Here is a 22,334-nt window from a genome sequence, read left to right on the forward strand (position 1 = left end):
TGTCGGCATCCCAAGGCCACTCCTCGGGATGATCCACGAATCTGCACCGTGAGGCCCTGGGCCTACAAGAGCACCAGCACCCCACCCTCATAGGGGCTGAGCCCGAGGCGTTCGGCCCGCGAACGTGCAGAACGGATGCCGCGGGATGCGGCATCCGTTCTCTGCAGGTCTTCGCTAAGAGGCGCGGCGCGCGCGGGCGGCGCGGCGCTTGAGCGCGCGGCGCTCGTCCTCGGAGAGGCCGCCCCACACGCCCGAGTCCTGGCCGGTCTCGAGGGCGTACTGCAGGCAGATCTCGGTGACGGTGCAGCGTGCGCACACCGACTTGGCCTTCTCGATCTGATCGACGGCCGGACCGGTGTTCCCGACGGGGAAGAACAGTTCGGGGTCGACGGTCAGGCAGGCGGCCTTGTCGCGCCAGTCCATGGTGGTGCTCCTTGTGACAGAGGGGTGGGGAAAAAGGGCCCGGTTCGGGTCCGGTACCCTGTGGGATGTGCGAGAAGAATCTCGCCCCACGTCGCTGTGGGAGCACACGGCTTCACCAATCGTCCCATAGCGGTTTACCTGAATCAAGGGTTCATCGGCGGGTTTGTGTAGGACTTGCTGAGTGTTCCCCACGGCGTATGGAGGGTTCGCACAAACCGCTGTCGGTGGAAGAAGGAGTCGACGGAGAATGCGGACAAACCTGTCCGGAAGGATCGCCGCCGTGCTGGTGGGGCTCGAGGGGCTCGGCCTCGCCGCGCTCACGGTGCGCGAGATCGTCGCGATCGCCTCGGGCGACACCGGCTCGATCGAGAGCGCGATCGCGCTCGCGGTGCTGACGCTCGTCGGCGCGGCCGCGGTCATCGCCTTCGCGTTCGCGATCTGGCGCGGCCAGTCGTGGGGGCGTTCGGGCGGCATCGTCACGCAGCTGCTGATCCTCGCGGTCGCCCTCGGCGCGGCGACGGGCGCGTTCGCCGATCCGGCGGCGGCCCTGGCACTCGCCGCCCCGGCGGTGGTCGTCCTCGTGCTCCTCGTGCTCGCCGTACGCGACGCCGGACGGGCGGCGCGCCGGCAGCGCGACGAGGAGGCCGACGGACAGGCTCCGGGCGGGGCTTAGACGCCCAGGAGCGTCCGTACGCGCGCGACGTGGCCGGTGGCGCGCACGTTGTACAGCGCGTGCGTGAGGCGGCCCTTCTCGTCGATGACGAACGTGGAGCGGATGACGCCCATGAAGGTCTTGCCGTAGTTCATCTTCTCGCCCCACGCGGCGTACTTCTCGAGCACCTTGTGGCCGGGGTCGCTCAGCAGGTCGTACGTGAGGCCGTCGCGCTCCCGGAACCGGCGGAGCTTCTCGGGCTCGTCGGGGGAGATGCCGAGCACCGTGTAGCCGGCTGCCTGCAGCGGAGCGAGGCTGTCGCGGAAGTCGCACGCCTCCTTGGTGCAGCCGGGCGTCATCGCCGCCGGATAGAAGAACAGGATCACGCGTCCGCCCCGCAGGTCCTTCAGCGTCACCGCCTGCTCGTCCTGGTCGACGAGCGTGAAGGCGGGGGCGAGGGAGCCGGGTTCGAGGCGTGTCGTGGTCACCGTCCCACTCTAGGCGCCGGGCTCCTGGCTCTTCTTGGCGAACGTCTCCAGCAGTCGCTGCAGCGAGTCGAGTCGGGCGGCGCCGCCGGGGCCCAGCCGGCCGTCCTCGACCGCCTCGACGATGGCGCAATCGGGCGCGTCGGGGAGGTGGGTGCACCCGCGGGGGCACTCCTCGGCGATCGCGTCGAGGTCGGTGAAGGCCCGCAGGATGTTCGCGGGGTCGACATGGCCGAGGCCGAACGAGCGCACACCGGGGGTGTCGATGACCCAGCCGTTGCCTCCTTCGCCGCGGTAGCGCAGCGACACGGTCGAACTCGAGGTGTGTCGCCCGCGCCCGGTCACGACGTTGACGTGCCCGGTCGCGCGCTTCGCATCGGGCACGAGCGCGTTGACGAGCGTCGACTTGCCGACGCCCGAGTGCCCGACGAACACCGTCGAGTGGCCGACGAGCGCCGCGCCGATGCGCTCGAGCGGCATCTCCTCCCGCCCGCTCGTGAACACCTCGAGGTCGAGGCCGTCGAAATGGGCGAGGAACTCCGCCGGGTCGGCGAGGTCGGTCTTGGTCACGACGAGGAGAGGACGGACGCCGGCATCCAGCGCCGCCACGAGATACCGGTCGACGAGCCGCGGGCGCGGCTCGGGGTCCGCGGCGGCGACCACAACGAGCATCTGGTCGGCGTTGGCGACGATGACGCGCTCGACCTGGTCGGTGTCGTCGGCGCTGCGCCTGAGCAGCGAGGTGCGGTCCTCGATGCCGACGATGCGCGCGAGCGTGCCGTCGTCTCCGGACGCGTCGCCGACGACGCGAGCGCGGTCGCCGGTCACGATCGGCGTCTTGCGGAGCTCGCGCGCGCGGGCGGCGAGCACGGTGCGCTCGGTCGGCGTGTCTTCGTCGACGAGCACCGTGTACCGGCCGCGGTCGACGCCGAGCACGCGTGCGATCTCGGCGTCGCTGTGCGCCGGACGGCGTTTCGTCCGGGGGCGGTTGGCCTTCGGATTCGGCCGCACGCGCACGTCGGCCTCGTCGAACTCCGGTTCGTCGTCGTCGTCGACGTCGTCGAGCCAGCTCACGGTGTCGTCCCGGTCATCGAGTCATGCCGATCGCTCCGCGAGCGTGTCCACGCGCCCTCTCACGAGGCGCGCATCGTCTCCTCGGGGAGCCCGCCGTCGGCGTGCTCGCCGTCGAGCATCCGCTGCCAGATCTGCGGGAACTCGGGCATCGTCTTGGCGGTCGTGCCGATGTCGTCGACCTCGACGCCGGGCACGACGAGACCGATGAGAGCGCCCGTGGTCGCCATGCGGTGGTCGTGGTACGCGTGCCAGGTCCCGCCATGCAGCGGGCGGGGGACGATGCGGATGCCGTCGGGCAGCTCTTCGGCCTCGCCGCCGAGGCCGCGCAGCTCCGCGACGAGCGCCGCGATGCGGTCGGTCTCGTGGCCGCGGATGTGACCGATGCCGTGCAGCGTCGAGGGCGAGTCCGCGAAGGCGGCGAGCGCGAAGATCGTGGGGGTCAGCTCACCGGCGGCCGACAGGTCGAGATCGACGCCCTGGATGCCGGCTCCGGCGGTCACGGTGAGCGCGCCGCCGCGGCGCACCACGCGGGCGCCCATGAGCGACAGGATCTCGGTGAGCATCGCACCGGGCTGGGTGGAGTGCGCGGGCCAGCCGGTGACCGACACCGCACCGCCGGCCACCATGGCCGCAGCCAGGAACGGCGCGGCGTTCGACAGGTCGGGCTCGATCGCCACGTCCTTGCCGCGGATCGGGCCTGCCGGCACGATCCACTCGCCGACGCCCGGGCGCTCGACGTGCACGCCGCGGTGGCCGAGGGCTTCGACGGTCATGTCGATGTGCGGGATGCTCGGCAGTCGCTCGCCGGAGTGGCGCAGCTGCAGCCCGACGTCGAAGCGCGGCGCCGCGAGCAGGAGACCGGAGACGAACTGGCTCGACGCGCTGGCGTCGATCGTCACCTCCCCGCCGCGCACGTGGCCGTGGCCGCGGATGGCGAAGGGGAGCGCCCAGTGGCCGCCGTCGTCGATGTCGACGCCGACGTCGCGCAGCGCTGTGATCATGGCGCCCATGGGGCGGTGCAGCGCGCTCTCGTGCGCCGTGAGTGTGACGTCGCCGCGGGCGAAGCCGCCGAGACCGGCCACGAACCGCATGACGGTGCCCGCCTGCCCGCAGTCCACGACGGTGTCGCCGTGAAGCGGCCACACCGGGGTCACCTCGATGTCGTCGCCGTACAGTCCGCTGCCTTCGACGAACTCGATGCCGACGCCGAGCGAGCGCAGCGCGTCGATCATGCGGGCGGAGTCGTCGGAGTGCAGCGGCGCGATCAGGCGGCTCGGGGCGTCCGCGAGGGCGGCCAGGATCAGCTCCCGGTTCGTCAGCGATTTCGACCCGGGGACGGTCACCGTGGCGTGCAGAACGCCGTCCGCGACGGGCGCGGGCCAGTGGCCGCGCTCGATCGGCGCGGAGGACGGGGAATACGCGTCGGCTGTCATCGGGTTCTACCCTACTGAACCCGGTGGGCACGAGCCGGGAGCAACCTACTGAGCGGAGCCGGATGTTCGCCACTCTCGAGCGCCTCGATCGCGAGGCGCCCCTCCTCGCCGAGCGTGACGCGCGCGTCCCAGGCAGCCTGGAACAGGCCGCCGTAGACTGGCGCGTGATGAGCGACTCGACCGACCATGCTGCCGAGGTGGACCACGATCAGGATCCCCGCGCGCAGTTCGAAGAGCAGGCGCTGCCCTTCATGGACCAGCTGTACGCCGCGGCCATGCGCATGACCCGCAACCCCGCAGATGCGGCGGATCTCGTGCAGGAGACCTTCGTCAAGGCGTTCGCCTCGTGGAAGACCTTCACGCAGGGCACCAACCTCAAGGCGTGGCTGTACCGCATCCTGACCAACACGTATATCAACACCTACCGCAAGAAGCAGCGCGAGCCGTACCAGGGCACGATCGACGACCTCGAGGACTGGCAGCTCGGCGGAGCCGAGTCGACCACCGCGACGAGCACCCGCTCAGCGGAGGCCGAGGCGATCGACCACATGCCCGCGTCGGTCGTGAAGGACGCGCTGCAGTCCATCCCGGAGGACTTCCGGCTGGCGGTGTACCTCGCCGACGTCGAGGGCTTCGCCTACCAGGAGATCGCCGACATCATGAAGACCCCCATCGGCACGGTCATGAGCCGTCTGCATCGTGGCAGGCGGATGCTGCGTGAACTGCTGGCCGACTACGCGAAAGAGCGCGGCATCACCCCCGCCGCCACAAGGAGCACGAAATGACCGACTGCGGCTGTGAGAAGGCGCGGCGCGACCTGGAGGAGTACCTGCGCCACGAGGTCTGCAAGACCGAGCAGAGCGACATCGCCGAGCACCTGGCGAACTGCGAGGGCTGCCGCGACGAGGCGCTCGTCGCGACCACGCTGACCGAGGTGCTCGCCCGGGCATGCAAGGAGAGCGCACCCGAAGAGCTGCGCGATCAGGTGCTGGCCAAGCTCCGGGCGGTCCAGGCGGCGCACTGACGCCGCCGCCCGCGGGGTCAGCCGGCGGGCGTGAAGATCGTGAGCGCGCCGGGCGCCACGTCGACGGTCAAGGGCAGCGCGCCGATCGGGTCTCCGTCGGCGTACGCCGTGACCCCCGGTGACGACAGCCGCACCGAGCGCACACGTCGCATCGCGACCTCCGACACGCCGCGGTGCGTGCCCTTGTACACCCGGGGGAGGAGCCGCAGCAGGCGCAGCCTCCCGGCGGGACGCACGAGCACGACATCGAGCAGGCCGTCGGCCGGGTCGGCATCGGGACAGATCGGGATGCCGCCGCCATACGTGCGCCCGTTGCCGACGGTCGCCATCACGAGGTCGCCGCCCACGTGTTCGCGCGAGCCGTCGGCGAGCTCCAGCTCGACCTCGTACGGGATGCCGGCGAGCGTCAGGAACTCCACCAGGATCGCGATGTTGTACCGCGAGCCGCCGCGCGGCCAGCGCATCGCGTTCGCGCGGTCGTTGACCTTCGAGTCGAACCCGCTCGCGAGCACCGACCCGAAGTACCGGGTCGATCCGTCCTCGCGGGTGACGCGGGCGAGGTCGATCGCCCGGGTGACGCCCGCGGCGATGGCGTCGGCCGCCGCGGTGACATCGAGCTCGCGCAGCCCCAGCGTCGCCGCGAAGTCGTTGCCGGTGCCCGAGGGCACGATCCCGAGCGGGATGCCGGTGCCCGCGACCTCCTGGAGCGCGAGGTTCACCGTGCCGTCGCCGCCGGCGACGACGACCGCGTCCACGCCGACCTCGATCGCGGTCCGCAGCAGCGTGGACGACTCCGCCGCGCTGCCACCGCTCAGGATCGACGTCTGCACTCCGTGTGCGCGCAGGCGCTCGGCGGCGTTGGGCGCGGCGCCGGTGTGGGCGCCGGCGCGCGCCGCGGGGTTGACGAGCAGCGCGACCTTCATGCCCGCTCCGGCGCCTCGGCGGCCGGCTCGACCAGAGCACCGGGGTTCATGATCCCGTGCGGGTCGAGCACGCTCTTCACCGCGCGCAGCACCTCTACGCCGAGCGGTCCGATCTCGGCCTCGAGATACGGCCGATGATCGCGCCCCACGGCGTGATGGTGGGTGATCGTGCCGTGTGCGCCGCCGATCGCGCGGGACGCGGCATCCTTCGCCCTCGTCCACTGGGCCTCGGGATCGTCGGTGAGCGCGGCGACCACCGTGAAGTAGAGCGACGCGCCCGCCGGGTAGACGTGCGAGATGTGGCACAGCACGATGGGCTTCGTTCCCTCGGCGGCGAGGCTCTCGGTGAGCGCGGCGGTGACGGCGGCCTTGAGGGCGGGCAGGTGCGCCCACGTCGTCGCAGTCTCGAGGGTCTCGGCGAGGACGCCGATGTCCATGAGGGTGTCGCGCAGCGCGGGCGAGGCGAAGCGGCCGCGCTCCCACGACCGCGCCGGATCCTCACCGCGCGACGTCGCGCCGTGAGCGCGGAAGACCGCGTCGATCTCATCGCGCGTCGCCTCGGCCTCGGCGGACGCCGCGCCCTCGAAGGTGGCGACGGCGAGGCATCCGCGCATCCGCGTGAGGTGTCCGCCCATCGCCGCGTTCACCCGCGTCTCGGTCTCGTCGCTCAGCCGCAGGACGGTGGGACGGATGCCGCGCTGCGTGGCTTCGCGGAACGCCGACGCCCCCGCGGCGAAATCGGGGAACGACCAGGCGCGGTACGCGGTCGCCGCGGGGACCGGGCGGATGCGCACGGTCACCTCGGTGAGGACGCCGAAGGCGCCCTCCGAGCCGAGGAACAGCTCGCGCAGGTCGGGGCCGGCGGCGCTCGCGGGGGAGCGCCCGAGGTCGAGGTCTCCGGCCGGAGTCGCGACGCGCAGCGCATGGACGAGGTCGTCGAATCGGCCGTAGCCGCGCGAGGCCTGACCGCTCGACCGCGTCGCCGCGTACCCGCCGAGGGAGGCGTACAGGAAGCTCTGCGGGAAGTGCCCGAGCGTGTAGCCGCGGGCGCCGAGCAGCTCTTCAGCCTGCGGACCGGTCGTGCCGGCGCCGAACGTCGCGAGAAGCGAGACCTCGTCGAGTGCGAGGAGCGCCGCGGTGCGGTGGAGGTCGAGGGCGATCACGGCACGCTGGGCGCCGCGCACGGGGTCCACGCCGCCCACGACGGAGGTGCCCCCGCCGAATGGCACGACGGCGATGCCGCGCTCGCCGCACACGCGGAGCACGGCGGCGACCTCGGAGTGATCCGCGGGGGAGGCCACCGCGTCCGGCGCGGCCTGCAGGTCCTCGAGCCGCCGGCGCAGAAGATCGGGCGTGCTCTTGCCGCCGAGATGCAGCATGCGCACCGCATCGTCCCGCGTCGCAGCGTCGGCGCCGACCACGCCGGCCAGCGCCGCGAGGTCGCCGTCGGGCAGCAGCGAGGGCGTGAGGACGGGCGCGGCGCGGTGCGGGACGGGATGCGCCTTGCCCGGCAGCAGCGTCGCGACGATCGCCTTCGCGGCCGCCGGCAGACGGGCCGGCTCGGACCCCCAGGCGTCCCAGTCGCCGCGGGGGCGGGGTGTCGGGACGGCGAGCGGACGCACCGGGTCGCTCGAGGAGTCGGTGGGCACCGTCGCAGCCATGGCGACAGTATGACACATTCTGTATGGTTGTCACATGGCCGATGGAGTGCCCGATACCGAGACCGCGATCCTCGACGCCGCGCTCGCCGAGGTGCTGGCGCACGGCATCCGCCGGACGACGGCCTCCGACATCGCCCGACGCTGCGGGATCGCCCGCCAGACGCTCTATCGCTACTGGCCCGACGCGCAGGCGGTGTTCGCCGCCCTCGTGACGCGCGAGCTCGTCGCGGCGCTTCCCGCCGCGGCCGGGGAGTCCTCGGACCTCGACGAACTGGTCGCGCTTCTCGTCGAGACCGCCGACCGCGTGCGACGTCTTCCCCTCGTCGACCGGCTCCGCGACACCGATCCCGAGCTGTTCGCCCGGTACATCCTCGATCGGCTCGGGACGAGCCAGCGGGCGATCCACGCCGAGACCGCCCGGCGCATCGCCGCGGGGCAGCGCGCCGGCTTCGTCCGAGCGGGAGAACCGCCGCAGCTGGCGGCCATGGTGCTGCTCGTCGCGCAGTCGGCGGTGCAGTCGGCGCCGCTCGTCGCGGAGTGGCTGCCCGAGAGCGCGTGGCGCGCCGAACTCGCGCACGCGCTGCGCGGCTATCTCGCACCGACCGTGGAGGGGCAGCGATGACGACGCGCATCGTGGGGCGCACGCCCGGATCGTCCGCGCTCTCGGCGGGACGGCGCGCGCGCGAGCTCGACGCGCTCGCCGACCGCGGCGAGATCGACCTGCTCGTCATCGGCGGCGGCATCACCGGCGCCGGGATCGCATTGGATGCCGCGAGCCGGGGCCTCAGCACCGTCCTGGTCGAACGGCACGACCTCGCGCACGGCACCAGCCGCTTCAGCTCCAAGCTCGTGCACGGCGGCCTGCGGTACCTCGCGTCGGGCCAGATCGGGATCGCGCACGAGAGTGCGACGGAGCGCAACATCCTCCTCACCCGGACGGCGCCTCACCTCACGCGTGCGCTGGCGCAGGTCGTGCCGCTGCACGAGCCCGGCCACCTCGCGCGCGGTGCGTACATCGGCATGGGCTACGAGCTCGGTGACGGCCTGCGCCGCGCGGTCGGGACCCCCGGGTCGCTGCTGCGGCCGCCCGGCCCGATCGGCCGCGACGCCACCCTCGCCCTCGCGCCGGCCGTTCGCGCCGAGGGTCTCCGCGGCGGGGTGCGGGGCTGGGACGGGCAGCTCATCGACGATGCCCGGCTCGTCGTCGCCGTCGCGCGGACGGCCGCCGGGTACGGGGCATCCGTCCTCACTCGTGTCGAGGCCGTCTCGGTCACCGGCCGCGAGGCGACCCTGCGCGACCTCGTGACGGGCGAGACGGTCCACGTGCACGCGCGCGCGGTCGTGAGCGCGACGGGCGTGTGGGCGGGAGAGCTCGATCACGACGTCCGCCTGCGGCCGAGCCGCGGCACGCACCTCGTGGTCTCGACGGCCCGCCTGGGCGGTTCGGATGTGTCGCTCACCGTGCCGGTCCCCGGGTCGTCGAGCCGGTTCGTGTTCACGCTGCCGGCGCAGCACGGGCGCACCTACATCGGCCTCACGGACGTGCCCGCCGACGGGCCGATCCCCGACGTCGCGCACGCGACCGAGGCCGAGATCGACATGCTCCTCGGCACGGTCAACACCGTGCTGGAGGAGCCCCTCGTCCGCACCGACGTCCTCTCGACCTTCGCCGGCCTGCGGCCGCTGCTCGCCGGCGCCGACGACCACGACACCAGCGACCTGTCGCGCCGTCACGCGATCATCGAGTCCGAGAGCGGCGTGCTCAGCATCGTCGGGGGCAAGCTCACGACGTACCGGCGGATGGCGGAGGACGCCGTCGACGCCGTGATCCGGCGCGACCCGGGGTTCGCCTCCCGTCCGTCGGGCACGCGTTCGATCCCGCTCGTCGGCGCGTGGCCGCGGCACCGCCTCGGCGAGATCGCCGCGGCGCCGCGGCTGGTGCGCCGGTACGGCGCCGAGGCGCCGTACGCGGCTGCCCTCCCGACGGGTGCGAGTGCCGCGTGCGGCGTGACGGCCCAGGAGCTCCAGTGGGGGGTCGCGGTCGAGGGCGCCCTGAGCATCGCCGACCTCCTCGACCGGCGCACCCGCCTCGGCCTCGTCGAGACCGATCGTGAGCAGTCGACGGATGCCGCCACCGCCGCCTTCGCCCGCGCCGGCGTCGACCCGATCGAGGTCTGAGCCGCGGCCCGCAACCGATCCTCAGCTGAGGAGCATTGCCGGTGTGAGGGGCGACATGCCTGATCCGGTCCGCATCTCGGCGCAGAACCTCGCGTGAGGAACGTCCGCTCGCGGGTTGGCAGGAATCCGCTCCAGGACGGCGGCGCAGACGGGCCGGGGTGTCGCACGTCCCCGTCACACTGGAACGGTGACTCACAGCGGAACCCACGGCGGACTCGGCGTCGTCCAGGGCACGGCGCTCTACATCGCGTCGGTGCTCGGCACCGGGCTCCTCGTGCTCCCCGGCCTCGCGGCCGACGTGGCGGGTCCGGCGTCCATCGTCTCGGTGCTGGCCGTCATCGTGCTCGCCGTGCCGCTGGCGGGCACCTTCGCCGCCCTGGCCGCGCGCTATCCCGATCCGGGAGGCGTCGCCAGCTACGTGCGTCGCGCGCTCGGCCGCACGGCAGCCCGCGCGACCGGCTACTGGTTCTACTTCGGCGTGGCCGCCGGGTTCCCTGTGCTCGCGGTCCTCGGCGCCGAGTACCTGACCGCGATCCTGCACATCGACCGCGTCGCCGTGCCCATCCTGGTGTTCGCGATCCTCATCCCGCCGTTCGCCGTCAACATGCTGGGCGTGCGGGTCGCCGGCTGGGTGCAGTTCGTCCTCACCGGCCTCCTCGTCGGCATCGTGGTCTTCGTCGTGGCCACGGCCTTCCCCGCCGTCGAGGCGTCGAGCTTCACGCCGTTCCTGCCCCACGGCTGGGCCGGCGTCGGCACAGCGATCAGCCTCTTCGTGTGGGCCTTCGCGGGGTGGGAGGTCGGCACGCACATCTCGGGGGAGTTCCGCGACCCGCGCCGCAGCATCCCGATCGCCACCGCCATCGCGCTCGTCGTGACCGGCCTCGCGTATCTGCTGCTGCAGGTCGTGACCGTGGGAGTGCTCGGCGAGGACGCGGGCGCCGGCGCTGTTCCGCTGCTCTCGCTCGCCGAGGCGGTGGCGCCCGGCTTCGGTCCGACCGCGGTCGGCGCCGTCGCCGCGATCGTGGTGCTGGGCGTGATGAACGCCTACCTCGCCGCGTTCGGCAAGCTCGGCGCGTCGCTCGCGTCGTCGGGCGATCTGCCCCGGGTGCTCGCGCCCGGTGCCGAGTCGGGCGGAGTGCCTCGCCGCGCCCTGCTGCTGACCTTCGTGATCGCGATGGTCTACTGCACGATCGCGCTCGCGACCGGCGGCGACCTGCAGACGTTCATCCTCATCCACACCAGCAACATGGTGTCGATCTACGCCGCCGGCATGATCGCGGCGACACTGATCCTGCCGCGCTTCACGGCGGGCTGGTTCATGGCGGTCGTCGCGGCGGTGCTGTCGGTCGGCCTGCTGCTCCTGGCCGGAGCGAACCTGCTTCCCGCCGCCGCGCTCGCGCTCGCCGCGGTCCTCGTGACGGTCTGGAAGCGGCTGCGGCGCTCGTCGCGGCACGCGGATGCGCCCGGCGACGAGATCGCGGCGGCGGAGGCCGCAGACCCCGGGTCCATCGTCGAGGTGAAGACGACGGCGGTCCCGGCAGAACGCAGTTCGGCCCTGGACTCCTCAGCGCAGAGCTGAGTCCTCCAGGGCCGAACCGGCGGAGATCTCCGCCTACAGCGTGAGCGCCTGCTGCATGATCGCGGCCTGCTCGGCCGCGTGCACCTTCGGCGAACCGGTCGCGGTCGACGCCGCCGACGCGCGCGAGACGCGGCTGATGGTGCGACCGTTCAGGTTCTTCACGACCTCGAGGGCGATGAAGGGCCATGCACCCTGGTTCTCGGGCTCGTCCTGCACCCACACCAGCTCGGCGTTCGGGTACGCGTCGATGACGGCGTTGAGCTCGTCGATCGGGGCCGGGTAGTACTGCTCCAGGCGCACCAGGGCGATCTCGGGGTTCGGGTTCTTGTCGAGCTCGGCGCGCAGATCCCAGTGGATCTTGCCGGCGTGCAGCAGCACGCGCTTGACCGCCGACTTGTCGAGACCGCGGTTGTCGTCGATCACCGGCTCGAAGCGGCCGGTGAGGAAGTCCTCGACCGGGCTCGTCGCGCCGCGCAGGCGCAGCATCGCCTTCGGGGTGAAGACGATCAGCGGGCGGCGCGGACGCGCGTACGCCTGGCGGCGCAGCAGGTGGAAGTACGACGCCGGGGTCGACGGACGCGCGACGGTCATGTTGTCCTGCGCGCACATCTGCAGGTACCGCTCGATGCGTGCCGACGAGTGGTCGGGTCCCTGGCCCTCGTAGCCGTGGGGGAGCAGCAGCACGACGCTCGACTGCTGGCCCCACTTCTGGTCGGCCGCCGAGATGTACTCGTCGATGACCGACTGAGCGCCGTTGGCGAAGTCGCCGAACTGGGCCTCCCACAGCACGAGCGAGTCGGCGCGCTCGACCGAGTAGCCGTACTCGAACGCCATGGCCGCGTACTCGCTCAGCAGCGAGTCGTAGACGTAGAAGCGTCCCTGGTCCTCGCTCAGGTTCGTGAGCGGGATCCACTCCTGGCCGTTCGCGCGATCGTGCAGCACGGCGTGGCGCTGCACGAAGGTGCCGCGACGCGAGTCCTGGCCCGCGAGACGCACGTTGGTCTTCTCGAGCAGCAGCGAGCCGAACGCCAGCAGCTCGCCGAAGCCCCAGTCGATCGAGCCGTTGCGGCTCATGTCGAGGCGCTTGTCGAGCAGCTGCTGCAGCTTGGCGTGGACGGTGAAGCCGTTGGGCTTGTTCACGAACGTATCGCCGATGAGGGAGACGACTTCGCGCGAGACGCCGGTCGTCGCGGGCTCGCCGGCGGCCGGCTGGGCCCCCGCGTCGGGAACGAGGATGGGCGACGAGCCGGTCTCGGCCGCGTGCGTCTCGGCGAACGCGATCTCGAGGCGGTTCTGGAAGTCCTGCTTCGCCTTCTCGTACTCTTCCTCGGTGATGTCGCCGCGACCGACGAGAGCCTCGGTGTAGAGGCGGCGCACGGAGCGCTTCGCCTCGATGAGGTTCGTCATGAGGGGCTGCGTCATCGACGGGTCGTCGCCCTCGTTGTGACCGCGGCGGCGGTAGCAGACGACATCGACCACGACGTCACGGTGGAACCGCTCGCGGTAGGCGAAGGCCAGTTGGGCTACGCGCGTGACGGCCTCGGGGTCGTCGCCGTTCACATGGAAGATCGGCGCCTGGATCGTCTTGGCGACGTCGGTCGCGTACACCGACGTGCGCGCATCGGTCGGCGTCGTGGTGAAGCCGACCTGGTTGTTGACGACCACGTGGACGGTGCCGCCGGTGCGGTAGCCGCGCAGCTGCGACATCTGCAGCGTCTCGACCACGACACCCTGGCCGGAGAAGGCCGCGTCGCCGTGGACGAGGATCGGCAGCCACGTGAACGTCCCGATGGGCTTGCGGTCCTGCTTCGCGCGGACGATGCCTTCGAGCACGCCGTCGACGGTCTCGAGGTGCGACGGGTTCGCGGCGAGGTATACGGGCAGCTCGGACTGGTTGTCGGCGACGAACGTGCCCTCGGTGCCGAGGTGGTACTTGACGTCGCCCGAGCCGCTCTTCGAGCCGATCGCGACGGAGCCCTCGAACTCGCGGAACACCTGGCCGTACGTCTTGCCGGCGATGTTCGTCAGCACGTTGAGGCGACCGCGGTGCGCCATGCCGATCGCGGCGCCGTCGAGGCCCGCCTGGGCCGCGCCCTGCAGGATCTCGTCGAGGAGCGGGATCAGCGACTCGCCGCCCTCGAGGCTGAAGCGCTTCTGGCCGACGTACTTCGTCTGAAGGAACGTCTCGAACGCCTCGGCCTGGTTCAGCTTGTCGAGGATGCGCAGCTGCTCGTCGTGGCCGGGCTTCTGGTACTTGACCTCGACGTTCTCCTGGAACCACGCGCGCTGCGTCGGGTCCTGGATGTGCATGTACTCGATGCCGATGGTGCGGCAGTACGAGTCGCGGAGCACGCCGAGGATGTCGCGGAGCTTCATCTGGCGCTTGCCGCCGAAGCCGCCGGTGACGAACTCGCGGTCGAGGTCCCAGAACGTGAGTCCGTGCTGCTCGATCTCGAGGTCGGGGTGCGTGCGCTGCATGTACTGGAGCGGGTCGATGTCGGCCATGAGGTGGCCGCGCACCCGGAACGAGTTGATGAGCTCCTGCACACGCGCGGTCTTGTCGACGCGCTCGGCGAGGTCGACGTTGATGTCGGACGCCCAGTGGATCGGCGCGTACGGGATGCGCAGCGCGGCGAAGATGTCCTCGTAGAAGCTGCGCTGCCCGATGAGCAGCTCGTGCACCTTCTTGAGGAACTCGCCCGACCCGGCACCCTGGATGACGCGGTGGTCGTAGGTGCTCGTCAGCGTGATCGTCTTGCCGATCGCGAGCTCGTTGAGCGTCTTGTCGCTCGCGCCCTGGAACTCGGCCGGGTACTCGAGGGCGCCCGCGCCGACGATGCAGCCCTGGCCCTTCATGAGACGCGGCACCGAGTGCACCGTGCCGATGCCGCCGGGGTTGGTCAGCGAGATCGTGGTGCCCTGGAAGTCGGCCGCGGTGAGCTTGTTGCCGCGTGCACGCGTGACCAGGTCTTCGTAGGTCGTGAGGTACTCGTTGAACGTCAGCTGCTCGGCGCGCTTGATGCTCGGAACGAGAAGAGCGCGGGTGCCGTCGGGCTTCGGGAGGTCGATCGCGATGCCGAGGTTGATGTGCGCGGGCGCCACGAGAGACGGCTTGCCGTCGATCTCGGCGTAGAACACGTTCTGGCTCGGGAACTCCTTGAGCGCCTGGATGATCGCCCACCCGATGAGGTGCGTGAAGCTCACCTTGCCGCCGCGCGTGCGCGACATGTGGTTGTTGATGACGATGCGGTTGTCGATCATCAGCTTCGCCGGCACCGTGCGGACGCTCGTCGCCGTCGGGACGGTCAGCGACTCGTCCATGTTGGCGGCGAGGGTCTTCGGCATGCCGCGCAGCGTCGTGACGACATCGGCGTCGGCCTCGCCGTCGGCTGCCGACGGCTGTGCCTTCGGCGCCTGCGCCGGGATCGGCTGCGGCGCGGCCGGGCGCGCGGTGGTGCGCGCCACGGGCTGAGCGCCGATCACCGGGATCGGCGCCGTCACCGGACGCGGCTCGGATGCCGTCGCCGGGGTTGCGGTCGCCGGGGGCGCGGCCGCCGGGGGCGCAGCCTCCGCGGGTGCGGCCGCCGCGGCGGCGGCCTGGGTCGGTGCTGCCCCGTCGACGGGGTGGTAGGCCTCGAGAACGGGCCACCACGCCTTGTCGACGGAGTTCCGGTCGATCTTGAACTGTTCGTACAGCTCCTCGACGAGCCACTCGTTGGCTCCGAACTCTCCCTCGTTCGAAACCCCGACGCCCGTCACCTGGCTCGACACGCTGAATCGCCTGCTTTCATCGGTGAAGTTCTGGGATGCGCGGGGGGCGCGAAACGCCCTCACACACGACGGTTAAGCCTAGCCCAGTCTGCGCGGGAGGTTCCGGCCCTCTGGGGTCGCGAACCTGAAAGAACCCGCATGATTATCCGCACAGGAACTGTCACTAACCTTGGCGGTCATGGAGTTCTACGGCGAAACACCCGACGTCGACCTGACCTACTCTGACGTCTTCCTCGTCCCGCGGCGCTCGGCGATCACGAGCCGCCTCGATGTCGACCTCGCTCCGGGCGACGGCACGACGGCCACCCTCCCGCTCGTCTCGGCGAACATGAACTCGGTCACGGGTGCGCGCCTCGCGGCCACGCTGGCGCGTCGCGGCGGCCTCGGAGTCCTCCCGCAGGACATGCCGCTGCAGGAGCTCGACGCCGCGATCCGCTGGGTCAAGGCGCAGCCGGTCGCGTGGGACACCCCGCTCGTGCTGCCGCCCGATGCGACCGTCGCCGACGCGGCGCGGCTGCTCCCCGCCACCGAAGGGCACGGCATCGTCGTCGCCGACGCCTCGTCCGGTCACGTCGATGCCGATGAGATCCTCGGCATCGTCCCGGCGACCCGGCTCGGCACCGCCCTGCCCGACGCACGCCTGGGCGACCTCGCGCGTGGGCGCGCAGCATCCGTCGACGCCGATGACATCGAAAGCGCGCGCCACGCGTTCGACGTGATCGTCGCCGCCGAAGCCGAGACCGTGTGCGTGCTGCACCACGGGCACCTCGTCGGCACGCTCTCTCGCCGCAGCGCACTGCGCTCGACGCTGTACCGGCCGGCCGTCGACGCATCGGGCCGCCTCATCGTCGCCGCGGCGGTCGGCATCAACGGCGACGTCGCGTCGAAGGCGAAGGCCCTCGCCGGCGCAGGTGTCGACGTCCTCGTCGTCGACACCGCCCACGGGCATCAGGAGGGCATGCTCCGGGCCCTGCGGACCGTCGCCGACCTCGACCTCGGCATCCCCATCGCCGCGGGCAACATCGTCAGCGCCGAGGGCGTGCACGACCTCGTCACCGCCGGCGCCACCATCCTCAAGGTCGGCGTGGGCCCCGGCGCCATGTGCACGACGCGCATGATGACCGCCGTCGGCCGTCCGCAGTTCTCCGCCGTCCTCGAGACGGCCGAGGCCGCCCGCATCATGGGTGCGCACGTGTGGGCGGACGGCGGCGTGCGCTACCCGCGCGACGTCGCGCTGGCGCTGGCTGCGGGTGCGGCATCCGTCATGATCGGCTCGTGGTTCGCGGGGACCATCGAGGCGCCCGGCGAGCTGCAGATCGACGACGCCGGCCGGGCCTACAAGGAATCGTGGGGCATGGCCTCGACGAAGGCCGTGCACGAGCGCTTCGGGCGCCTCGATCCGTACGAGCTGGCGCGCAAGGAGCTCTTCGCCGAGGGCATCTCGTCGTCGAAGATCTACCTCGACCCCCTCCGCCCCGGCCTCGAGGACCTGCTCGACATGATCACCTCGGGTGTGCGGTCCTCCTTCACGTACGCGGGCGCCTCGACGGTCGCCGAGTTCCACGACCGCGCGCGCGTCGGCCTCCAGTCGGCGGCCGGCTACGAAGAGGGCAAGGCTCTGCCGGTCAGCTGGTGAGGATGTTCCGGATGCCGCGGCCCGCAGCATCCCTGGTCCCGAAGGCGCTGTCAGCGCAGGCGGGCGAGCGCCCGCTCGTGGACGGCCGGGTCGGAGTCCATGCCGGCCGGTGACTCGGGTGCGTACACGACGAGCTCGGTGAAGCCGAGTGCGGCGGCGTGCTCGGCGGCCGCGAGGTACGCGTCGACGCTGGTCGTGGGGCGCACGCGGCCGAATCCCAGCAGCAGCGAGCGGCGCACGGCCGACGGATCCCGGTCAGCGGTCCGGCAGGCCTCGTCGAACCCCTGCGCCTGCCGGGCGAGCAGCGCCCAGTACTCGTCGGCGTCGAGCTGCGTCGACCCGGGGCCGCCGTACGAGTTCCAGGTGTCGGCGTAGGCGGCTGCGAGCGCGAGCGCGCGGGGTCCGTGCGCGGCGAGGAGCAGCTCCGGGCGGGCGACTCCCTCGGGTGCCGCCAGCGTCTCGAGTCCGTGGAACGACGTCGTGCGGCCCTCCCAGTCCGTCGCCCCGCCGAGCACCGCGCGGTAGCCGCGGACGACGTCCGCGAACCGCGCCGACATGTCCGCCGGCCGCTCCCGCACCCCGTGGTCGGCCAGCGCGCACGTCGGCGCACCCATGCCGAGCCCGAGGACGAGACGACCGCCCGAGATGTCCTGCACGGTCATCGCGACGCGGGCGAGCGTGACCGGCGTGCGGAACACGGCCGAGGCCACGAGCGTGCCGAGGCGGATGCGCTCGGTGACGGCCGCCGCCGCCGTGAGCGTGGTGAAGGCCTCGCTCAGCCACATCCCCGGCGCCGTCGCGTGGGTGAGGTGGTCGTAGGTGTAGACGACGTCGTAGCCGACCTGCTCGGCCCAGCGGTACCACCGCTCCTGCTCGCGCCACGCTCCGACCGGGGGAATCACGAGGCTGATCCTGTCCAGTGCCATAGCGCCATGCTGGCACCGATCCCCAGGATCGTGCGGGGACGCCTGCCGTAGACTTGTCCGCACGATGGACGACCCTCCTCCTTGTAGACCCTCGCCCCACCGACCCTCCACCCCGATGAACGGGGGTGATGCGTGATGGATTACGTCATGTTGGGCGTGGGGCTTCTTCTCACAATCGGCACCGGCCTGTTCGTCGCGAGTGAGTTCGCGCTCGTGAACCTCGACCGGGCGGACCTCGAGTCCCGCCAGGCGGCCGGTGAAACCCGGCTCTCGCTGACGATCAGCGCGCTGCGCATCACCTCGACCCACCTGTCCAGCGCGCAGCTCGGCATCACCCTGACCACCCTGCTCACCGGTTACACGATGGAGCCGGCGATCTCGAACCTGCTCGCGCCGGTGTTCGACGCGTGGGGCATCCCGAGCGGCGTGTCACGCCCGCTCGCCGCCATCATCGGCGTCTCGATCGCGACCGTCTTCTCGATGATCATCGGCGAGCTCGTGCCCAAGAACTTCGCGCTGGCGGTCCCACGTCAGACCGCCAAGCTCGTCATGCCGTTCCAGGTGGCGTTCACGACGGTGTTCCGCCCCGCGATCGTCGTGCTCAACGGCAGCGCCAACGGCGTGCTCCGCTCCGTCGGCATCGAGCCGAAGGAGGAGCTCTCCGGCGCCCGCACCGCCGAGGAGCTCTCGAGCCTCGTCCGCCGCTCGGCCAGCGCCGGCGTTCTCGAGGAGGACACCGCGTCGCTCCTCGACCGTAGCCTCACCTTCGCGCGGCTCTCGGCGGCCGACGTCATGACGCCGCGCCCGAGCATCCACGCCCTCGCGGCCGACGACTCCGCCGAGGACGTCATCCAGCTCGCCCGGCGCACCGGCCACAGCCGGTTCCCCGTGTACGGCGAGGACATGGACGACATCACAGGCATCGTGCACCTGAAGGCCGCGGTCGGCGTTCCCCGCGAGCGCCGGGCCGACGTTCCCGCCGCCGCGCTCGCGACCGAGCCGCTGCGCTTCCCCGAGGCGGTCCACCTCGACGTGCTGGTCGCCGAGCTGCGTGCCCGCGGGTATCAGATGGCCGTCGTCGTCGACGAGTACGGCGGCACCGCGGGTGTCGTCACGCTCGAGGACCTCGTCGAGGAGATCGTGGGCGAGGTGCTCGACGAGCACGACCGTCGACGTGCGGGCATCGTGCGGCTTGAGGACAGCGTCATCTTCCCCGGTGAGCTCCGCCCCGACGAGGTCCGCGACCGCACCGGCATCCGCATCCCCGAAGGCGACGTCTACGACACCGTCGGCGGGTACATCATGAGCGTGCTCGAGCGCATCCCGGCCGTCGGCGACAGCCTCGAGATCGAGGACGGAACCATCGAGGTGCAGCGCATGGACGGCCGCCGCGTCGACCGCGTGAAGTTCACGCCGACGCCGATGCCCCATGAGGACGCGACCGAGGGGGGTGATCGCCGATGAGCGACTGGGCAGGAATCGCCTGGCTGGTGGTGCTCCTCATCGCCAACGCCTTCTTCGTCGGCGCCGAGTTCGCCGTCATCTCGGCACGCCGCTCGCAGATCGAGCCGCTCGCCGAGAAGGGATCGCGCGCGGCCAAGACCGCGCTGTACGCGATGGAGCACGCGACGCTCATGCTGGCGACGAGCCAGCTCGGCATCACGATCTGCTCGCTGCTGATCCTGAACGTGTCGGAGCCCGCCATCCACCACCTGCTGGCCGAGCCCCTGGGGCTCACCGGCTGGTCGGAAGCCGTCGTCGACGGCGTCGCCTTCGCGGTAGCGCTGATCCTCGTGTCGTACCTGCACGTCGTGTTCGGCGAGATGGTGCCGAAGAACCTCGCGTTCTCGGTCCCCGATCGCGCGGTGCTGATGCTCGCGCCGCCGCTCGTGTGGGTCTCGAAGGTCTTCCACCCGGTGATCGTCAGCCTCAACTGGATCGCGAACCACATCGTGCGCCTGTTCCGCGTCGAGCCGAAGGACGAGGCATCCTCGACCTTCACGCTCGAAGAGGTCGCCACGATCGTCAACCAGTCCCGCATCGAGGGCGTGCTCGACGATGCGTCGGGCACGGTGGCCGCGGCCGTCGAGTTCACCGACAAGAAGGCGGCCGATGTCGCGGTGCCGCTGTCGCAGCTGGTGACGCTCCCCGTGGTCACGACGCCCGACGAGATCGAGCGCGCGGTCGCCAAGCACGGCTTCTCGCGTTACGTGATCGTCGACGAGACGGGCCTGCCGCTCGGCTACGTCCACCTGAAGGACATCCTCCGGGCGGCGGAGGGACCGGATGCCGCGACCGACGTGGCGCTCCCGATCGCGACGAAGCGCATCCACCACATGGTGCCGGTGCTCGAGTCGACCGACCTGGAGGATGCGCTCGCCGTGATGCGCCGCGCCGGACGCCACCTCGCGCAGGTGCGCAACGAGGTCGGTGAGATCACCGCGGTGCTGTTCCTCGAGGACATCATCGAGGAGCTCATCGGCGAGGTGCAGGACGCCACGCGCCGTCGCGGCTTCTGACGGACGAGATGAGCGGATGCTGCGGCCCGGGGCCGCAGCATCCGCTCATCGCATTTCGTGTCAGAGGCGGGCGCGGAGGTACTGCGCCGGCCAGTAGTCGATGTCGGCGCCCAGCTCGGCGGCGGCGCGCAGGCCGTAGTGCGGGTCGCGCAGCCACTCGCGGCCGGCCATGACTGCGTCGGCCAGGTCCTCGGCGAGCACGCGCTCCGCGTGGGCGGCGTCGTCGATCATGCCGACGGCGTTGACGGGAACGCCCGCCTCGCGCCGCACGCGCGCCGCGAGCTCGACCTGGTAGCCCGGACCCGTCGTGAGCCTCTGGTGGGCGACGAGTCCGCCGCTGGAGATGTCGAAGAAGTCCGCGCCGCGCTCCGCCGCCCAGCGGGCGACCGTCGCGGTCTCGTCGGGGTTCCAGCCGCCGTCGGCCCAGTCGGTGGCGGAGAACCGCACGATGACCGGAACGCCGGGGGCGGCCTTGGTCACCGCGTCGAGCACGCGCAGCAGCAGGCGCGCGCGATTCTCGAGCGAACCGCCGTACTCGTCGTCGCGCAGGTTCGACAGCGGCGACAGGAACTGGTGCAGCAGGTACCCGTGGGCGCCGTGCAGCTCGAGCACCTGGAAGCCGGCCTCGACGGCGCGGCGCGTGGCTGCCGCGAAGTCCGCCACGATGCGGTCGATGCCCGCGAGATCGAGGGCGACGGGCTCGGCGTAGCCGTCGAACGCGACCGCCGACGGGGCGACGGTGGTCCACCCGCCGTCGTCCGCGGCGACGGAGCCGCGGCGGCCGGAGAACGGCGACCAGGTCGACGCCTTCCGCCCGGCATGGGCGAGCTGTATGCCCGGGACCGCGCCGCGGCTGCGGATCGCGGCGACGATCGGCGTCCATGCGGCCTGCTGCGCGTCGTTCCACAGCCCGGTGTCTTCGGGGGAGATCCGGCCCTCGGGCGACACCGCCGTGGCCTCCGCCATGACGAGCCCCGCGCCGCCCGACGCGAACTGCGCGAGGTGCGTGTGGTGCCACTCCTGCGGCACCCCGTCGACCGCGCTGTACTGGCACATCGGCGAGACCCAGAGGCGGTTGCGCACCGTGACGTCGCGCAGGGTGAGGGGGCTGAAGAGGCGGCTCATCGGGTCTCCGGATCGGATCGGGTGGGCGGTACTGTGGCCGCATGGTGAGGACGTGGACGCGCGCTGATGCCGCTCGCGCCCTGCGGAGGCCAACCGCCGACGACGACAAGTATTCCCGAGGCGTGCTCGGCATGCGGACGGGCTCCGAGGCCTATCCGGGGGCGGCGGTCCTGGGCGTCGAGGCCGCGTGGCGCACCGGCCTCGGCATGGTGCGCTACCTCGGACCCGACCGTCCGACCGGCCTGGTGCTGGCACGCCGGCCCGAGACGGTGACCGCCGACGGGCGCGTGCAGGCGTGGGTGATCGGATCGGGAACGGATGCCTCGGCCCGCACGCCGTCCGATACCGCCGCGCTGCGCGCGCTGCTCGCAGACACCGACCCGGTCGTCGTCGACGCCGGGGCGCTGGACCTCGCCGCCGAGGCCACGGCGCCCCGTATCCTCACGCCGCACGACCGCGAGCACGCACGCCTGCGCTCGGCGCTCGGACTCGGGCACATGCCGTCCGACCGCGTCGCCGCCGCCCGAGAGACCGCCGAGGCCACCGGCGCCGTCGTCCTGCTCAAGGGTGGCGTGACCGTCGTCGTGGCGCCCGACGGCTGGGCGGCGACGGTCGAGTCCGACACGCCCTGGCTCGCCACCGCGGGGACGGGCGATGTGCTCGCCGGCGTGATCGGAGCGCTGGTCGCGGGAGCGATGGCGCACGAAGGAAGAACGGATGCCGCGACGCTGGCTGCGCTCGCCGCATCGGGCGCGTGGCTGCACGGGCGGGCAGGGGCGATCGCCGCGCAGGGCGCCAGCATCGCGGGGGCGTCGAGCTCCCCGCCGTTCGGCGACGGGCCGATCACGGCGCTGGATGTCGCGGACACCCTTCCCCGCGCCGTCGCCGAGGCGCTGAGCCGCTGACGGAAGGCCGCGCATCTCGT

Annotated in this window: 19 protein-coding genes; 10 read left to right on the top strand and 9 right to left on the bottom strand. The window is 71.8% G+C overall.

Features of this window, described 5'->3' with window-relative positions; all coding sequences use genetic code 11:
* Positions 1–174: 174 nt before the first annotated feature.
* Positions 175–423, bottom strand: coding sequence for a WhiB family transcriptional regulator (locus ACFVSU_RS18190; protein WP_018171995.1), 249 nt, complete (start codon positions 421–423; stop codon positions 175–177).
* 247 nt (positions 424–670) lie between these two features.
* Between ACFVSU_RS18190 and ACFVSU_RS18195 the strand changes: the two genes are divergently transcribed.
* The gene (locus ACFVSU_RS18195) at positions 671–1,096 is read left to right on the top strand and encodes a histidine kinase (protein WP_387146192.1); all 426 of its coding nucleotides are present in this window, start codon (positions 671–673) and stop codon (positions 1,094–1,096) included.
* On the opposite strand, the gene bcp is transcribed toward ACFVSU_RS18195, so the two are convergent.
* Genes bcp through aroA form a run of 3 tightly spaced genes read right to left on the bottom strand, consistent with a single transcriptional unit; the run spans position 1,093 to position 4,067 of the window.
* Positions 1,093–1,563 carry a thioredoxin-dependent thiol peroxidase gene (bcp, locus tag ACFVSU_RS18200; protein WP_310289439.1) on the bottom strand — a complete coding sequence of 157 codons (471 nt, stop codon included), beginning with the start codon at positions 1,561–1,563 and terminating at the stop codon, positions 1,093–1,095. The genes ACFVSU_RS18195 and bcp overlap by 4 nt on opposite strands.
* A 9-nt stretch (positions 1,564–1,572) precedes the next feature.
* Positions 1,573–2,634, bottom strand: coding sequence for a ribosome small subunit-dependent GTPase A (rsgA, locus tag ACFVSU_RS18205; RefSeq protein WP_387146196.1), 1,062 nt, complete (start codon positions 2,632–2,634; stop codon positions 1,573–1,575).
* A gap of 59 nt (positions 2,635–2,693) precedes the next feature.
* Positions 2,694–4,067 carry a 3-phosphoshikimate 1-carboxyvinyltransferase gene (gene aroA / locus ACFVSU_RS18210; protein WP_387146199.1) on the bottom strand — a complete coding sequence of 458 codons (1,374 nt, stop codon included), beginning with the start codon at positions 4,065–4,067 and terminating at the stop codon, positions 2,694–2,696.
* Between the two features lie 167 nt (positions 4,068–4,234).
* Between aroA and ACFVSU_RS18215 the strand changes: the two genes are divergently transcribed.
* The gene (locus ACFVSU_RS18215) at positions 4,235–4,852 is read left to right on the top strand and encodes a sigma-70 family RNA polymerase sigma factor (RefSeq protein ID WP_387146202.1); all 618 of its coding nucleotides are present in this window, start codon (positions 4,235–4,237) and stop codon (positions 4,850–4,852) included.
* Complete coding sequence (locus ACFVSU_RS18220) at positions 4,849–5,091, top strand: zf-HC2 domain-containing protein (protein ID WP_045297433.1); 243 nt, start codon at positions 4,849–4,851, stop codon at positions 5,089–5,091. Before ACFVSU_RS18215 ends, ACFVSU_RS18220 begins: the two co-directional genes overlap by 4 nt.
* Positions 5,092–5,108: 17 nt before the next feature.
* Here the strand turns inward: ACFVSU_RS18220 and ACFVSU_RS18225 are convergent, their stop codons facing one another.
* Positions 5,109–6,014 carry a diacylglycerol kinase gene (locus ACFVSU_RS18225; protein WP_387146206.1) on the bottom strand — a complete coding sequence of 302 codons (906 nt, stop codon included), beginning with the start codon at positions 6,012–6,014 and terminating at the stop codon, positions 5,109–5,111.
* Complete coding sequence (locus ACFVSU_RS18230) at positions 6,011–7,675, bottom strand: FAD-binding oxidoreductase (RefSeq protein ID WP_387146209.1); 1,665 nt, start codon at positions 7,673–7,675, stop codon at positions 6,011–6,013. The genes ACFVSU_RS18225 and ACFVSU_RS18230 overlap by 4 nt, the downstream gene beginning before the upstream one ends.
* A 34-nt stretch (positions 7,676–7,709) precedes the next feature.
* On the opposite strand from ACFVSU_RS18230, the gene ACFVSU_RS18235 reads away from it, so the two are divergent.
* The 3 genes from ACFVSU_RS18235 to ACFVSU_RS18245 all read left to right on the top strand — a co-directional run bounded on the left by ACFVSU_RS18235 (position 7,710) and on the right by ACFVSU_RS18245 (position 11,432).
* Complete coding sequence (locus tag ACFVSU_RS18235) at positions 7,710–8,297, top strand: TetR/AcrR family transcriptional regulator (protein ID WP_387146212.1); 588 nt, start codon at positions 7,710–7,712, stop codon at positions 8,295–8,297.
* Positions 8,294–9,853: a glycerol-3-phosphate dehydrogenase/oxidase gene (locus ACFVSU_RS18240; protein WP_387146215.1), complete on the top strand. Its 1,560-nt coding sequence runs from the start codon at positions 8,294–8,296 to the stop codon at positions 9,851–9,853. The genes ACFVSU_RS18235 and ACFVSU_RS18240 overlap by 4 nt, the downstream gene beginning before the upstream one ends.
* Positions 9,854–10,040: 187 nt before the next feature.
* On the top strand, positions 10,041–11,432 hold the full coding sequence (locus ACFVSU_RS18245; protein WP_387146219.1) for an APC family permease: 1,392 nt from the start codon (positions 10,041–10,043) through the stop codon (positions 11,430–11,432).
* Between the two features lie 33 nt (positions 11,433–11,465).
* On the opposite strand, the gene ACFVSU_RS18250 is transcribed toward ACFVSU_RS18245, so the two are convergent.
* Positions 11,466–15,203 carry a multifunctional oxoglutarate decarboxylase/oxoglutarate dehydrogenase thiamine pyrophosphate-binding subunit/dihydrolipoyllysine-residue succinyltransferase subunit gene (locus tag ACFVSU_RS18250; RefSeq protein ID WP_387146222.1) on the bottom strand — a complete coding sequence of 1,246 codons (3,738 nt, stop codon included), beginning with the start codon at positions 15,201–15,203 and terminating at the stop codon, positions 11,466–11,468.
* 178 nt (positions 15,204–15,381) lie between these two features.
* Between ACFVSU_RS18250 and ACFVSU_RS18255 the strand changes: the two genes are divergently transcribed.
* On the top strand, positions 15,382–16,839 hold the full coding sequence (locus ACFVSU_RS18255) for a GuaB1 family IMP dehydrogenase-related protein (RefSeq protein ID WP_387146225.1): 1,458 nt from the start codon (positions 15,382–15,384) through the stop codon (positions 16,837–16,839).
* A gap of 50 nt (positions 16,840–16,889) precedes the next feature.
* Here the strand turns inward: ACFVSU_RS18255 and ACFVSU_RS18260 are convergent, their stop codons facing one another.
* Positions 16,890–17,765, bottom strand: a complete 876-nt coding sequence (locus ACFVSU_RS18260) for an LLM class flavin-dependent oxidoreductase (RefSeq protein WP_387146228.1) — start codon at positions 17,763–17,765, stop codon at positions 16,890–16,892.
* Between the two features lie 135 nt (positions 17,766–17,900).
* Between ACFVSU_RS18260 and ACFVSU_RS18265 the strand changes: the two genes are divergently transcribed.
* Positions 17,901–19,229 carry a hemolysin family protein gene (locus ACFVSU_RS18265; RefSeq protein ID WP_387146229.1) on the top strand — a complete coding sequence of 443 codons (1,329 nt, stop codon included), beginning with the start codon at positions 17,901–17,903 and terminating at the stop codon, positions 19,227–19,229.
* Entirely contained in the window at positions 19,226–20,284 is a 1,059-nt protein-coding gene (locus tag ACFVSU_RS18270) for a hemolysin family protein (protein ID WP_387146232.1), read from the top strand. The genes ACFVSU_RS18265 and ACFVSU_RS18270 overlap by 4 nt, the downstream gene beginning before the upstream one ends.
* A 60-nt stretch (positions 20,285–20,344) precedes the next feature.
* Here ACFVSU_RS18270 and ACFVSU_RS18275 read toward each other — a convergent pair whose 3' ends face one another.
* Positions 20,345–21,409 carry an NADH:flavin oxidoreductase/NADH oxidase gene (locus ACFVSU_RS18275; RefSeq protein WP_387146235.1) on the bottom strand — a complete coding sequence of 355 codons (1,065 nt, stop codon included), beginning with the start codon at positions 21,407–21,409 and terminating at the stop codon, positions 20,345–20,347.
* Positions 21,410–21,450: 41 nt separating this feature from the next.
* Here ACFVSU_RS18275 and ACFVSU_RS18280 point away from each other — a divergent pair, with 41 nt between their 5' ends.
* Positions 21,451–22,314 (top strand): NAD(P)H-hydrate dehydratase, encoded by an 864-nt coding sequence (locus tag ACFVSU_RS18280; RefSeq protein ID WP_387146238.1) that lies wholly within the window; start codon positions 21,451–21,453, stop codon positions 22,312–22,314.
* Positions 22,315–22,334: the final 20 nt, after the last annotated feature.

The sequence above is a fragment of the Microbacterium sp. NPDC058062 genome, assembly GCF_042885375.1.
GTDB classification, from domain to species: domain Bacteria; phylum Actinomycetota; class Actinomycetes; order Actinomycetales; family Microbacteriaceae; genus Microbacterium; species Microbacterium trichothecenolyticum_C.

Bases quoted from the DNA above. Each gene is read 5' to 3' on its own strand.
- ACFVSU_RS18190 (WP_018171995.1), bottom strand. From the start codon at position 423: ATGGACTGGCGCGACAAGGCCGCCTGCCTGACCGTCGACCCCGAACTG.
- ACFVSU_RS18195 (WP_387146192.1), top strand. From the start codon at position 671: ATGCGGACAAACCTGTCCGGAAGGATCGCCGCCGTGCTGGTGGGGCTC.
- aroA (WP_387146199.1), bottom strand. From the start codon at position 4,067: ATGACAGCCGACGCGTATTCCCCGTCCTCCGCGCCGATCGAGCGCGGC.
- ACFVSU_RS18215 (WP_387146202.1), top strand. From the start codon at position 4,235: ATGAGCGACTCGACCGACCATGCTGCCGAGGTGGACCACGATCAGGAT.
- ACFVSU_RS18220 (WP_045297433.1), top strand. From the start codon at position 4,849: ATGACCGACTGCGGCTGTGAGAAGGCGCGGCGCGACCTGGAGGAGTAC.
- ACFVSU_RS18225 (WP_387146206.1), bottom strand. From the start codon at position 6,014: ATGAAGGTCGCGCTGCTCGTCAACCCCGCGGCGCGCGCCGGCGCCCAC.
- ACFVSU_RS18230 (WP_387146209.1), bottom strand. From the start codon at position 7,675: ATGGCTGCGACGGTGCCCACCGACTCCTCGAGCGACCCGGTGCGTCCG.
- ACFVSU_RS18235 (WP_387146212.1), top strand. From the start codon at position 7,710: ATGGCCGATGGAGTGCCCGATACCGAGACCGCGATCCTCGACGCCGCG.
- ACFVSU_RS18240 (WP_387146215.1), top strand. From the start codon at position 8,294: ATGACGACGCGCATCGTGGGGCGCACGCCCGGATCGTCCGCGCTCTCG.
- ACFVSU_RS18255 (WP_387146225.1), top strand. From the start codon at position 15,382: ATGGAGTTCTACGGCGAAACACCCGACGTCGACCTGACCTACTCTGAC.
- ACFVSU_RS18260 (WP_387146228.1), bottom strand. From the start codon at position 17,765: ATGGCACTGGACAGGATCAGCCTCGTGATTCCCCCGGTCGGAGCGTGG.
- ACFVSU_RS18265 (WP_387146229.1), top strand. From the start codon at position 17,901: ATGGATTACGTCATGTTGGGCGTGGGGCTTCTTCTCACAATCGGCACC.
- ACFVSU_RS18270 (WP_387146232.1), top strand. From the start codon at position 19,226: ATGAGCGACTGGGCAGGAATCGCCTGGCTGGTGGTGCTCCTCATCGCC.
- ACFVSU_RS18275 (WP_387146235.1), bottom strand. From the start codon at position 21,409: ATGAGCCGCCTCTTCAGCCCCCTCACCCTGCGCGACGTCACGGTGCGC.
- ACFVSU_RS18280 (WP_387146238.1), top strand. From the start codon at position 21,451: ATGGTGAGGACGTGGACGCGCGCTGATGCCGCTCGCGCCCTGCGGAGG.